This is a genomic window from Staphylococcus coagulans, assembly GCF_002901995.1.
Taxonomy (GTDB): domain Bacteria; phylum Bacillota; class Bacilli; order Staphylococcales; family Staphylococcaceae; genus Staphylococcus; species Staphylococcus coagulans.
The window spans coordinates 1-13,803 of the sequence record NZ_PPQN01000036.1; the positions used below are offsets into that span (position 1 = coordinate 1).

General features: G+C 35.6%; 10 protein-coding genes. 6 read left to right on the forward strand and 4 right to left on the reverse strand.

Going from position 1 to position 13,803, the window contains the following annotated elements; translation table 11 throughout:
• The first annotated feature begins 201 nt into the window (after window positions 1-201).
• Window positions 202-1,191, forward strand: coding sequence for a catabolite control protein A (ccpA, locus tag CD118_RS08335; protein WP_103356561.1), 990 nt, complete (start codon window positions 202-204; stop codon window positions 1,189-1,191).
• Between the two features lie 82 nt (window positions 1,192-1,273).
• Here the strand turns inward: ccpA and CD118_RS08340 are convergent, their stop codons facing one another.
• Both CD118_RS08340 and CD118_RS08345 read right to left on the reverse strand, forming a co-directional pair.
• Window positions 1,274-2,428: an acetoin utilization protein AcuC gene (locus CD118_RS08340; protein WP_050345501.1), complete on the reverse strand. Its 1,155-nt coding sequence runs from the start codon at window positions 2,426-2,428 to the stop codon at window positions 1,274-1,276.
• A gap of 12 nt (window positions 2,429-2,440) precedes the next feature.
• Entirely contained in the window at window positions 2,441-3,073 is a 633-nt protein-coding gene (locus tag CD118_RS08345) for a GNAT family N-acetyltransferase (RefSeq protein ID WP_050330663.1), read from the reverse strand.
• Window positions 3,074-3,228: 155 nt separating this feature from the next.
• On the opposite strand from CD118_RS08345, the gene acsA reads away from it, so the two are divergent.
• On the forward strand, window positions 3,229-4,938 hold the full coding sequence (acsA, locus tag CD118_RS08350) for an acetate--CoA ligase (RefSeq protein ID WP_060829759.1): 1,710 nt from the start codon (window positions 3,229-3,231) through the stop codon (window positions 4,936-4,938).
• Between the two features lie 639 nt (window positions 4,939-5,577).
• Complete coding sequence (locus tag CD118_RS08355) at window positions 5,578-7,245, forward strand: formate--tetrahydrofolate ligase (RefSeq protein WP_060830509.1); 1,668 nt, start codon at window positions 5,578-5,580, stop codon at window positions 7,243-7,245.
• A gap of 79 nt (window positions 7,246-7,324) precedes the next feature.
• Here CD118_RS08355 and CD118_RS08360 read toward each other — a convergent pair whose 3' ends face one another.
• On the reverse strand, window positions 7,325-8,227 hold the full coding sequence (locus CD118_RS08360; RefSeq protein ID WP_060829760.1) for a biosynthetic peptidoglycan transglycosylase: 903 nt from the start codon (window positions 8,225-8,227) through the stop codon (window positions 7,325-7,327).
• A gap of 359 nt (window positions 8,228-8,586) precedes the next feature.
• On the opposite strand from CD118_RS08360, the gene tyrS reads away from it, so the two are divergent.
• The gene (gene tyrS, locus CD118_RS08365; protein WP_050345502.1) at window positions 8,587-9,849 is read left to right on the forward strand and encodes a tyrosine--tRNA ligase; all 1,263 of its coding nucleotides are present in this window, start codon (window positions 8,587-8,589) and stop codon (window positions 9,847-9,849) included.
• A gap of 383 nt (window positions 9,850-10,232) precedes the next feature.
• On the opposite strand, the gene CD118_RS08370 is transcribed toward tyrS, so the two are convergent.
• Window positions 10,233-11,513, reverse strand: a complete 1,281-nt coding sequence (locus CD118_RS08370; protein ID WP_060829761.1) for a S1C family serine protease — start codon at window positions 11,511-11,513, stop codon at window positions 10,233-10,235.
• Between the two features lie 154 nt (window positions 11,514-11,667).
• Here CD118_RS08370 and CD118_RS08375 point away from each other — a divergent pair, with 154 nt between their 5' ends.
• Window positions 11,668-12,285 (forward strand): lysophospholipid acyltransferase family protein, encoded by a 618-nt coding sequence (locus CD118_RS08375; RefSeq protein ID WP_060829762.1) that lies wholly within the window; start codon window positions 11,668-11,670, stop codon window positions 12,283-12,285.
• Window positions 12,286-12,454: 169 nt separating this feature from the next.
• On the forward strand, window positions 12,455-13,594 hold the full coding sequence (locus tag CD118_RS08380; protein ID WP_060829763.1) for an HAD family hydrolase: 1,140 nt from the start codon (window positions 12,455-12,457) through the stop codon (window positions 13,592-13,594).
• The last annotated feature ends 209 nt before the right edge of the window (window positions 13,595-13,803 follow it).

Here is a 13,803-nt window from a genome sequence, read left to right on the forward strand (position 1 = left end):
GTAAATAAGATATCAATAAAACAATGAGTATATCTATCATTTTGACAATAATTACGTTATAATATTGTTTTTAAATATGACAAAAATTTGACAAGAAAGCGTTTTAGATTTCTAAATTTGTCAAATTATGATAAACTTTGAAAATGACATGAAAACGTATTAAAATAAACAATAAAGCGTTTTCGAGGAGGGACTTTCAATATGACTGTAACCATTTATGATGTTGCTCGAGAAGCACGTGTCTCGATGGCAACAGTGTCAAGAGTTGTGAATGGGAATCAAAATGTAAAACCTGAAACAAGAGATAAAGTAAATGAAGTTATTAAACGTTTAAACTATAGACCTAATGCCGTTGCGAGAGGTTTAGCGAGTAAGCGTACGACGACAGTTGGCGTTATTATCCCTGATATTTCTAATATTTATTACTCTCAATTAGCACGAGGTCTAGAAGATATTGCAACGATGTATAAATATCATACAATCATATCAAACTCTGATAACGATCCTGATAAGGAAAAAGAGATTTTTAATAATTTATTAAGTAAACAAGTGGACGGTATTATCTTTCTTGGGGGCACTTTAACGGAAGATATTAAAGAACAAATTAGTCGCGCTTCAATACCAGTGGTGGTTTCTGGTACGAATAGTAAAGACGACGGTATTGCTTCAGTTAATATTGATTTTGTTAAAGCAAGTGAAGAAGTCACTGAAAAGCTTGTTCAATCAGGTGCAACGAAATTTGCTTTTGTTGGTGGAGGCTATTCAAAAAAAGCACAAGAAGATGCATATGATGGGCTTAAAAAAGTGTTAGAAAAGCATAATTTAACAGTGGATCAACATCTGTTATATGTAGGGAATGAAACTTATAAAGATGGGTTACGTGCATTTGAGAAATTAAGTGAATATCGACCAGATGTTGTATTGTCTATTAGTGATGAACAAGCAATTGGCATTGTTCACGCCGCTTTAGATCATGGACTAGAAGTACCTAAAGATATTCAAGTTGTTAGTTTTAACAATACACGCTTAGTTGAAATGGTACGACCACAATTATCAAGTGTCATTCAACCTTTATATGACATTGGTGCTGTTGGTATGCGTTTACTTACAAAATATATGAATAACGAAGAAATTGAAGATCATAACGTTATTTTGCCACATAAAATTCAATATCGTGGCACGACACGCTAATATTCAATTCAAACTCAAATAAGCTGTGAAGAAATTTATGAAAATAGATTTCTTCACAGCTATTTTTTTAAAATTTAGACTATTAAAACCAACTTAAAATGTTAGAAGCAACTTGTTCGTTCTGTTTTGTGATGGCTTCTCTTCTTGGAATTTCTTGATAATCTTCAAACTGTTCCTCCCAGTATTCAGGAATTGGAACAGGGCTATAATGACGCCACTTGTTCAGCCAAACTTCTGGTAATCTTCCTGATAACGGTGGCTGGTGTATTAAACTTAAATAAATATGACTCCAAGCTCTAGGTACGACACGCCAAATATTATAACCACCACCGCCTAGCATGATTTGCTTTCCGTTACAATATTTTTCTGCTAACTCTGTAATAATATAGGGGATTTCATAAAGTGTATTTAAGTTGCAACTCATATGTGTCAGTGGATCTAAATAATGAATATCTGAACCATTGACACTCACAATAAAATCAGGTTGAAATGCTTCTGCGACCTTTCCTACTGTTTTTTTAAAGACATCGATAAAAGAATCATGTTCTGTATAAGGTTCTAAAGGTACGTTGATACAATAGCCAAAACCTTGATCGGTGCCTCTCTCAGTGTAGTGTCCTGATCCGGGAAATAAAAATTTCCCTGTTTCATGAATTGAATAATTCATAATTTGATTTGAAGTAAAAAAACGCCATTGCACACCATCCCCATGGTGCGCATCAGTGTCAATGTACAATACACGTTGATGGTATCGCTCATTGAGATATTTCATGTAAATGGCTGCATCGTTATAAACACAAAAACCGCTCGCTCGACCTTCGTGTGCATGATGAAGCCCTCCAGCAAGATGACAACCATTTCTAAACTGACCTGTCATGATGGCATCAACCAGATTTAATCCCCCTCCGATAATGGTAGCTGTGCTACGGTGAATGGTTGAAAATACATGTGTATCCTCATCCCCTAAACCATATTTTTGTTGTTCATCAATAGTTAAAATATTCTTTTCCCCACGTTTTACGGCTTCAATATAGTCATAATTATGAACGGTTGCAATCTCGTTTGTTGTGGCTTGTCTTGGCTTAATAATCTGTGAATCTGACAAGTAACCCGTTGCTTTTAATAATTCGGTGGTTAACTTAACACGCATTTGATTAAACGGATGTTTATTATGGAAGCGATACCGTAAAAGTGCGTCTGAATAGACATAACCTGTTTGTTGTGACTGTTCTTTCATGCCACACACCCCCTAGAAAAAGAAACGATTCATAAACCGTATATTGTCGAATTCTGTCATTTGATCGACAGTTATATTTTTGCCAATTCGAGCCATTAAGCAGTTTGCGGGATGACTCGTAATTTCAGGGTCATCTGTTGCAAATACTTCTAATCCGCCATGTGACATCATTGCTTGCATCAGTTTTTTATATTCAAAAACATCTAAACCAGAATTTTTCAAATCCCAATGCCAATAATATTCGGTTGTAATGACAATATAATTCTCAAATTCAGGGCTGCGTGTACTGACTTTTAACAACGCGTTTCCTAATCCTAGACCACGATAGGGTAGGCTGATTTCTATAGCACCTAATTCAAGTAAATAAGGGAGATTTCCTGTTGACCATCTTTCCATTGGATCAGGATATAAATAAGTGACGTAACCAATAATATGCTTAGCTTTTCGAATGATATAAATGCGGCCTTCGTCTAAAGAACTTATATCTTGGATCGCTTCGAATTGTGCAATGGGTATACGAAATGCATCAAGTCCTTCGTCAAATGTCATTGTTTGTAAATATTCTTTTGAAACAGGACCTTCAATCACAAAGGTTTGACCAGCTTTTTCGTAACTTTCGTATTCGTATGTTTTTATATGAGACATGACGGTAGCTCCTTTCTTACGTATTACACTACATTTATTATAATGTAACTTTTGTGAATTTTCATCTTGTAGTCAGAATAAGTATAATATTTTGAAAACAATAGTCGAGTACGCTATAATACTTTTGAAAGCGATTACAAAAGGGGGTACTCGTGATGAAAGTCGAAGTATACAAAGGGGAACAAGGAGATTTCAATCTAACGAATTATCAAGAAACATATCAAAATTTCGATTGGAAAGAAGTTGAAAAAGCTTTTTCGTGGTATGAAACTGGAAAGGTCAATATGGCATATGAATGTATCGATCGCCATGTGAATGAAGGTAAAGCAGATAAAATTGCTTTAAATTATAAAGATGAGAATCGGAAAGAAAGTTACACATTTAAAGAAATGCAAGATAAAACAAATCAAGCTGCAAATGTGCTCAAAGAACAAGCGCATGTTCAAAAAGGAGATCGCGTTTTTATTTTTATGCCAAGAACGCCTGAACTCTATTTCGCTTTCTTCGGTATTCTTAAAATAGGTGCAATTGTTGGTCCGTTATTTGAAGCATTTATGGAAAAAGCAGTGAAGGATCGTCTAGAAAATAGTGATGCTAAGGTCGTTATTACTACGAATCAACTATTACCGCGAATTCCTAAAGAACAACTACCGCATTTAGAAACAATTGTGGTTGTAGATGACCACGTTGAAGCTGATTATGTCGATTTTAATCAAGCATTAGCTGAAGCGGATACATCATTCGACATCGAATGGTTAAACCGTGAAGATGGTTTAATATTACATTATACATCGGGATCGACAGGCCAACCGAAAGGCGTATTGCATGTTCAGAATGCAATGTTGTTACATTATATTTCAGGTCGCTATGTTTTAGACTTTCATGAAGATGATATTTATTGGTGTACTGCTGATCCCGGTTGGGTTACTGGTACATCTTACGGTATTTTTGCACCGTGGTTAAATGGTGTAACAAACTGTATTGCTGGTGGCCGCTTTTCACCTGACGGTTGGTACAGCATGATCGAGGATTTCAATGTGACCATTTGGTATACAGCACCGACTGCTTTAAGAATGTTGATGAGTGCTGGTGATGATTTGGTGGCAAAATATGATCTTTCCTCTGTTAAAAGTATTCTATCAGTAGGCGAGCCTTTGAATCCAGAGGTCATTAAATGGGCTAAAAAAGTTTATCATAAACGTGTTTTAGATACATGGTGGATGACAGAGACTGGCGGTCACATGATCGTTAATTATCGCAATATGGATATTAAATTAGGTTCAATGGGTAAACCATTGCCAGGTATTGAAGCTGCAATTATCGATAACGAAGGTCATATTTTACCGCCAAATCGCATGGGGAATTTAGCGATAAAAAAAGGTTGGCCGTCAATGATGCGTGAAATTTGGAAAAATCCTGAGAAATATCGATCTTACTTTATAGGTGATTGGTATGTTTCGGGTGACTCCGCATACCGAGATGAAGATGGTTATTTCTGGTTCCAAGGTCGTGTGGATGATGTCATCATGACAGCTGGTGAAAGAGTAGGTCCATTTGAAGTTGAATCTAAGTTAGTCGAGCATGAAGCTGTTGCTGAAGCGGGCGTGATTGGGAAGCCGGACCCTGTACGTGGAGAGATTATCAAAGCTTTTGTAGCACTTCGTCAAGGATATGAACCTTCTGACGCACTGAAAGAGGACATTCGAAAATTTGTTAAAGAAGGGCTTGCTGCACATGCTGCGCCGAGAGAAATCGAATTCAAGGAGAAATTGCCTAAAACGCGTTCAGGTAAAATTATGCGTCGTGTGCTTAAAGCGTGGGAATTAGATTTGCCAACTGGTGATTTAAGCACAATGGAAGATTAAAGTGTTTATTGAAAAGAATTCATCAAGCTTTATAAATTTAAATAAATGACAACATGAAATTAATAAAGATGCCTAGTTTGTCCAGGGTCTGTATGGTTAATGCTCTGCTCAATTCTAGTCATCTTTATTTTGGGGAGGACGATAAAATGATAATGCCGTTAGTCCTGCCCATTTATGATGTGATAGATGCTACTTGATTTAGTCTTGTTCCTTGTTGTTTTTAGATAATAATATTAAAGATAAGACATTTATGTTTATTAATCAGTGTTGTTAACTCACTCGTTATCAAGTCACCTTTTAAATATTTTAATTTTTTAAAGACGATTTATTTTATTTTTATATTTTATGGGACTCACTGATTAAGCTTAGCAATAAAAGGGATTAAAAAACATTATTGTCAGATAAAAATACAGGAATTCAGGGATAAGTTTTTCCGAAATATGTTTCATATTTTGTTCGACATTGCCATCATTGTTCGTTATGATGAGTGGTAAAGGGCGGGTAATATAAACACACTCTTTTTCTTGCAGTTAAGTGATTTAGATTGAATAGCGTGTTGACTTCAATTTTTCACGTGCTGCTCTGTTTCTAAACATTGATTTACATACTAACACTAAATTTTTAAAGGGGTTGACTATGGTGAGTCATTTATCAGATTTGGAAATTGCGAACCAATCGACATTAAGACCAATTCAAGAGATTGCTGAACGTGCAGGTATTTCTGAGGATGTCTTGGAGCAATACGGGCATTATAAAGCAAAAATAGACATTTCTAAAATAACAACGAAGGGGACAAAAGGTAAAGTGGTTTTAGTGACTGCGATGAGTCCTACACCAGCTGGTGAAGGCAAATCAACTGTAACGGTTGGCCTTGCGGATGCATTTAAGCAAATCAATCAAAATGTCATGGTTGCTTTACGTGAACCTGCCTTAGGTCCAACATTTGGTATTAAAGGTGGCGCAACAGGCGGCGGATACGCACAGGTGTTGCCGATGGAAGACATTAACCTTCATTTTAATGGCGATTTTCATGCGATTACTACAGCCAATAATGCTTTATCTGCATTTATTGATAATCACATTCATCAAGGAAACGCATTAGGTATTGATCAACGACGTATTGAATGGAAACGTGTGTTAGACATGAACGATAGAGCGTTACGTCAGGTCATTGTTGGTCTTGGCGGTCCAACGCAAGGGGTGCCACGTGAAGATGGTTTTAATATTACGGTGGCTTCTGAAATTATGGCAATATTATGCTTAAGTACAGGAATTAAAGATTTAAAAGAAAATATTGCTAAGATTACAATCGGCTATACTCGTGATCGTCAACCTGTCACTGTTAGAGATTTAGAAGTTGAAGGTGCTTTAGCGATGATTTTAAAAGATGCGATTAAGCCAAACCTTGTTCAAACAATAGAAGGGACACCTGCATTGGTACATGGTGGACCATTTGCGAATATTGCACATGGTTGTAACTCTATTATCGCAACTGAAACAGCACGTGACTTAGCTGATATCGTAGTAACAGAAGCAGGTTTCGGTTCAGACTTGGGTGCTGAAAAATTTATTAACATTAAATCAAGAAAAGCTGGATTTGAACCCGATGCAGTTGTCGTTGTTGCGACAATACGTGCATTAAAAATGCATGGTGGTGTAGCGAAAGATCAACTAAAAGAAGAAAATGTAGATGCAGTTAAAGCAGGTATTCAAAATTTAGAGCGCCATGTTAACAATATTCGAAAATTTGGTGTAGAACCAGTCGTAGCTTTAAACGCATTTATTCACGACACCGAAGCCGAATTTGAGTATGTTGAGCAGTGGGCTAAATCGAACAATGTACGTCTTTCTCTTACTGAAGTGTGGGAAAAAGGCGGTAAAGGTGGCGTTGATTTAGCAGAAAAAGTGTTAGAAGTCGTCAATACACCAAATGATTTTATACGACTTTATGAATTGGAGTCACCGCTTGAAGAAAAAATCGAAAAAATCGTCAAAGAAATTTATGGTGGTTCTAAAGTGACATTTTCTTCAAAAGCGCAAAAACAATTACAACAATTTAAAGAAAATGGTTGGGATCATTATCCAGTTTGTATGGCAAAGACACAATATTCTTTCTCAGATGATCAAACACAATTAGGTGCACCGACTGGATTTGAAATTACAATTCGTGAATTAGAGGCGAAAACAGGTGCTGGTTTCATTGTTGCACTAACAGGTGCGATTATGACGATGCCGGGATTACCTAAAAAACCTGCCGCATTAAATATGGATGTGACAGATGACGGCCATGCCATTGGCTTGTTCTAAATGGATGTGCAAAAGTAATAGGTTAATTAAATAAAAAATAAGGCAGGAATCAGAAGAGTTAGACTTCGATTGCTGCCTTTTACTGTGTTCGATAGAGGTGGTCGTATATATCATATGATAGGGCGCGTTGATATTGTTGAGGTGAAATCATTTTTTCAACACGCATGCGTTTTAGTACATAATGTTGTCTGTTAATAGAAAGATTGAGTGCTTGCTTATCTTTCAACTGGCCGTCTTTAGTGAAAGGGGTATATACATAAGGACTTTGTAGTAACCCTGTAATATAAGCTGACTCAGCGATGTTAAGGTCATGGGGTGGTTTGCCAAAAATACCGTATGAAGCAGATGTAATTCCTGTAATATTTTGACCGTGTGTATCTAAGCCAAAGGGAACAAGGTTTAAATAAGTATAAATGATTTCTTGTTTAGTCATGATATGCTCAATGCGCATCGCATACATTATTTCTTTTGCTTTTCTATCGTAGGTGCGTTCATTCGTAAGCACTTGATTTTTTACAAGTTGCTGGGTGATTGTGCTCCCACCTGTTGCAAATTTAGTATCAAAAATATCTTGATACATTGCACGTAATATTGCTTTTGGTAGAATACCGTTATGTGTATAAAAATCTGCATCTTCAGAAGCGACTAATGCTTTTGTCACATAAGGGGACACCTCGGCTGGACCTGCAATTAGAGGCGGCTCTTGTTGATTATAGACTGCAATTAAATTCTCTTTTTCGGGGTGCGCCAAGTTCAGTTCTGGAAGGTGTGTAATTTGACTCATTAATTCATGGTTATTAATTGACTTTGCCTCTGAGACAATACTCGCAAAGTAACCTAAAGTGAGACCGGATAGAAAAATCATCCCTAATAATAAAAATATAATAAAAGAGAAGATTGTCTGTTTAATTCTTTTAAAATAATAATCATACCGTTCTAGAAATGAAGTCGCTTGATTTTGATGATTTGTTGTTAACTTCATACACCATGACCTCCATATATTAATCAAAGTATAGCATATTTTAAAAAAGGTGTCCGAGGTCATTTTAGAGTTGTATTTGACATCGATTTTGGAAGGTTATATAATAAAATGAAATTACATAACGTATTGAAATTGAGGACAAGTAGTTTTTGTGATTATATTAAGAGAGTCAGTGGGTGGTGTGAACTGATTATAATACATTAATGAATACACCTCTTAATTGAATTTCATCGTTTGACAATGAACGTATCATTGTAAGAGTTCCAAGTATGGTGGTAACGTGCTTCAAAGCGCCCTTACATTTTGCATGTAAGTGGTGCTTTTTATTTTTGATAATTTTAATTAGGGAGGTAATATTTATGACAAATGCATTATTAGAAGAATTAAGCTGGAGAGGTTTAATTTATCAACAAACAGATGAAGAAGGCATAGAAGCGCTTTTAAATAAAGAGAAAGTCAAATTATATTGTGGTGCAGATCCAACTGCTGATAGTTTGCATATCGGGCATCTCTTACCTTATCTTACTTTACGTCGATTTCAAGATGCGGGTCATAGACCGATTGTCCTTGTCGGTGGTGCTACTGGTATGGTAGGGGACCCATCTGGTAAATCTGAAGAACGTTTATTACAAACTGAAGAACAAGTTGAACGAAATGTTCAAGGAATAAAGAAACAAATGGAGCAATTGTTTGATTTCAATACTGAAAATGGTCCCATTTTAGTTAATAATAAAGATTGGTTAGGACAAATTTCATTGTTAACATTTTTACGTGATTACGGTAAACATGTGGGTGTTAATTACATGCTTGCTAAAGATTCTATCCAATCACGACTCGAACGTGGTATTTCATATACTGAATTCACATATACGATTCTTCAAGCAATTGATTTTGGTCATTTAAACCGTGAATATGACTGTCGAATTCAAATTGGTGGCTCTGATCAATGGGGTAACATTACAAGTGGTATTGAATTAATGCGTCGTATGTTTGGTGTGAATGATGCATATGGCCTTACAATCCCATTAGTCACTAAAGCAGATGGAAAAAAATTTGGTAAATCTGAATCAGGAACTGTATGGTTGGATAAAGAAAAAACAAGCCCATATGAATTTTATCAATTTTGGATTAACACTACTGATGAAGATGTCATCAAGTTCCTGAAGTATTTTACATTTTTATCTCAAGATGAAATTGCTGACTTAGAAGTTGCTGTTCAAACAGAACCTCATTTAAGAAAAGCACAAACAACATTAGCTGAAAGTGTAACACGTTTTATTCATGGTGAGGATGCATTAAAGGAAGCGAAGCGCATTTCTCAAGCCCTATTTAAAGGTGACCTTAAAGCGTTAACTTCACAAGAAATCAAAGCCGGGTTTAAAGATGTGCCTCAAGTGACTTTATCTCGTGAAACAACAAACATTGTGGACGCTCTTGTAGAAACTAAAATTTCACCATCTAAGCGTCAAGCACGTGAAGATGTTAATAATGGTGCAATTTACATTAATGGCGAAAGACAGCAATCTTTAGATTATACATTATCTGAATCAGATCGTTACGAGGATACATTTACAATCATTCGCCGTGGTAAGAAAAAATACTTTATGGTAAATTTTGAATAATTGAGATCAAATAAATAAATAGGCTAATTATTCACTAATGACTACCGTTATTAATTGCCTTTTATGTGATGCATTATAAATAAGCGTTTGGATATAAAATCCAAATTCAATAGCTCTAAGATGATTGTTAATAAAAACCATCTTAGAGCTTTTTTGATTTCTACTGGGTTGAATGGGATGATTGGTCTTCTTAGAGAAACAACTTCAATGCTTGTATCATTTCAATACTCTGGGTAGAAAGTTTGATTAAACTTAAAAATCAATAGAGAAGTATTCAAGAAAAAATCCGAGATTTACGTGATGTTTTACGAAAACCTCGGATGAAGCCGATGATTAAGCTATTTTTACACCAAGCCCTTTTGTTAAGACTGGGTATTGCTCATTTATGAAGTTTTATTTGACTCAGATAATTTAACATCCACATCTTTTGTTTTGCCGTCACGATTGATTTTTAATGTGATATGTTCGCCTGGTTTTTTGTTTTTATACAGATAGGATCTTAAATCTGTGTCACTATCTACCTTTTTGCCATCAATTCCTGTAATGATATCGCCTTTTTTGACGTCAATATCACGACGTTGAACTTCAGCAACATAAATACCAGAATCAGAGTGGATACCATTGCGATATTGTTGAGGTATTTCTGAAATATTAATCATACCAATACCAATAGATGGTCGTTTCACTTCGCCATGCTTAACCAATTCTTCAATCACAAGTTTCACTTCATTACTTGGGATTGCAAAGCCAATGCCTTCAACTTGAGGTGCAGATATTTTCATCGAATTAATGCCGACTAAGTTTCCGTTAATATCGACCAGTGCACCACCAGAGTTACCAGGATTTATCGCCGCATCTGTTTGAAGCACTGTAACTTTATTGGGCCCTGCCGAAGTGTTAGCTTCAATTGTTCGTTCATTTGCAGAAATAATACCTGAAGTGACTGTGTTTGAAAATTCTAAGCCTAATGGGTTACCCATTGCAAACACGCTATCCCCAGTTTTAACTTTTGATGAATCAGCGAAAGTGATTGCCTTAATATCATCTCGGTCTTTAATTTTAAGCACAGCAATGTCAGTTAATGGGTCTGTTCCAACTAATTTAGCATCTACTTGTTTAGAATTATGTAATTGCACTTTAATTGAAGAAGCACCCTCAATCACGTGATTATTAGTGACAATAAATGCATCCCCATTATTTTTTTGATAAATGACACCTGAACCAATTCCTGTCGGTTCGGCCTTAGTCGATTTACCTCTTAACAGATCTTCAAGACTTTGTGCTTGCTGTTCATTGATCACACCTACAATTGCAGGTGATTGATCTTTTATCATTTCATTCACAGATTTGTATTTGTTGCTCTTTCCATCTAACGTATTGCCACCGTTATCATTTTTGGCCACATTCACTTGCGATCCATTATGTCCTTCAAATAGTGAACCGTTTGAAAAAAGTCCTGCCACGCCTAATACTATTAAACCACCTAACAATCCTGCGATTAAAGAAATCAAAACGATTTTGAGCCAAGGCAGTTTCGGTTTTCGTGGAGGAGGTGGATTATAACTGTGAGTTGAAGAGAAGCGTTGATCACTGCTTCTTTGATTTAGATTGTCGTTTTCATGTGGTGTCCCATGAGCTTCTTGTTCATTATCAAAATCTCGCATAAAATTCCTCCTTTAATTCATATTATGATTGTTTTCAATCTATATTACCAGTATGATGTTATCAGACTTTAGATGTATCTTATGGAATGGTTGTTGAATCACAATCGAAGTGATAGAATTTAAAGGGTTAAAAAATGATAAAGCAGGTGTGAGAATGTTATATAAGATTATAGGTAATGTGATTGATTTCATTATTGTGAAAGTATTGAGAAATTTAGAGGTGTTAGGAAAAGAAAATCAACCCGCAAACAATCAATATGTGGTGACGTGTAATCATGAAAGTTACAATGAAATCATTTTACTTGGTGTAGCTTTATTACCAAATCAGATTCACTTTATGGCTAAGCAAGAACTATTTAAAAATAAATGGTTTGGTAAGTTTTTAACACAGTTAAATGCATTTCCAGTTAATCGTGAAAATCCTGGACCGAGCACGTTAAAAATCCCGGTAAAATTATTAAAAGAGAATAAAACGGTTGGAATTTTTCCATCTGGTCACCGCACTAGTGAAGAAGTACCTTTAAAACGTGGAGCTTCTACAATTGCGATGCTTGCTAAACAGCCTATATTACCTGCAGCATATGTAGGACCTACTCAAATTAGAGGGTTATTTACTAAAAAAGCTTATATCAAATTTGGTGAACCGATTAGTACTACGGATATTCCTAAAGAATTAAATCGCCAAGAAAAGGTTGATTATATTACACAGCAAATCAGCGCTCGTACGAAACAATTGCAAGATGAATTAAACGCATATGTTAATCAAAAATAGGTTTCAAATTCAACAGAAAAGTATAAAGAGATGCTTTTCTGTTGTTTCTATTTAAAGTAGCGTATATTAACAGGTTTAATTATAGTCAGATTAAGATACGGGGATTTTCCTAAAAGAAAATCATGTTATAATAGTTTTGTCAGAATTTTCAGTTAGAGGAGGGGTAGGATTGGTAAAAGCTGTATTATTTGATGTCGATGGTGTATTCTTAGATGAATCTCGCTGTTTTGATGTTTCGGCATTGACAGTCTATGAATTACTTTACCATTCTTCATATTTAGGATTAAATGAACACAACACGGATTTGAGTCAATTGACGGATGAAACAATATCGAGCATTCGATCGCACTTATTTAGGAATGATCAAATTCTTAATCAATTAAAATCACTTGGTATTAATTCAAACTGGGATATGTTGTTTGTTGTTTTTTCAATTCATCTTATCGACTATCTTAAACAAATAGCTCCAAAAGAAAGGGAAGCATTTTTGGAGATTAAGACTTGGAGTGCTGAGACATTAAGTGCTATTGGGAAAATAAAGACAGATTTCCACGTCTCTTTTAAACAACCATTAGAATTTATTGAAAATGTTGAGCCTGGTAAAAATCATATTTATGAAGCTTTACAAGGTCATGCGAAAAAACAACTCAATACTAATCAAGTGTCTCTTTTTGATATGAAAAGTCCATTGTGGCATTTGGCGCAAGAGCTTTATCAAGAATGGTACTTAGGTCATGAGTTATATGAAAAAGTCGAGCATAAAGTGCCTAAAACTCAATATAAAAAAGGATACATATACCACGAAATTGCACTAGCACCTATTGAGCCGATTAAAACATTATTAACAGATTTGAAACAAGCAGGTTATCTCATTGCAATTGCAACGGGACGACCACGTACAGAAACGATTGTTCCTTTTGAGGCACTTGGCTTGTTAGATTTATTTGATGCAGAACATATTGTTTCCGCAAGCGAAGTATTAGAAGCGGAAAAAATGTTCCCTGATTTAAAACCACTTGGAAAGCCTAACCCTTTCAGTTATATCACTACATATGAAGGGAATCAGCTTGAAAATTATTTTGACTATGCAACACAACAAGAAGGGCGTATGCATCCAGACTATGTCACAATCGTAGGTGATTCCTTAGCGGATTTATTGAGTGCCAAAGTGCTCAACGCAAGATTTATAGGGACGTTAACCGGCTTAAAAGGCAAAAAGGCAGCAGATGAACTCAAACAACATGGGGCAGAGATACTCGTTGACAATGTCCTTGATATACGGCCATATTTATTAACATCATCACATTAATAATCATTGCTTATAATACGATATAAGTCGATTGAAGATACAATAACAAAGATTAATTGATAATCACAAGAATCAAGAACGAGTCAGGTTAACTTCTCCTGACTCGTTTTAAATTGAATAAAAGTAAACCATGCGCTATGCGTATGGTTCCGGAAAGGTTCTACCGTTGTATTAAAATAGGCACCTCAGCATGCTAGAATAATATTTGG

Coding starts and splice junctions, on each gene's coding strand:
- ccpA (WP_103356561.1), top strand. CDS start 202: ATGACTGTAACCATTTATGATGTTGCTCGAGAAGCACGTGTCTCGATG.
- CD118_RS08340 (WP_050345501.1), bottom strand. CDS start 2,428: ATGAAAGAACAGTCACAACAAACAGGTTATGTCTATTCAGACGCACTT.
- CD118_RS08345 (WP_050330663.1), bottom strand. CDS start 3,073: ATGTCTCATATAAAAACATACGAATACGAAAGTTACGAAAAAGCTGGT.
- acsA (WP_060829759.1), top strand. CDS start 3,229: ATGAAAGTCGAAGTATACAAAGGGGAACAAGGAGATTTCAATCTAACG.
- CD118_RS08360 (WP_060829760.1), bottom strand. CDS start 8,227: ATGAAGTTAACAACAAATCATCAAAATCAAGCGACTTCATTTCTAGAA.
- tyrS (WP_050345502.1), top strand. CDS start 8,587: ATGACAAATGCATTATTAGAAGAATTAAGCTGGAGAGGTTTAATTTAT.
- CD118_RS08370 (WP_060829761.1), bottom strand. CDS start 11,513: ATGCGAGATTTTGATAATGAACAAGAAGCTCATGGGACACCACATGAA.
- CD118_RS08375 (WP_060829762.1), top strand. CDS start 11,668: ATGTTATATAAGATTATAGGTAATGTGATTGATTTCATTATTGTGAAA.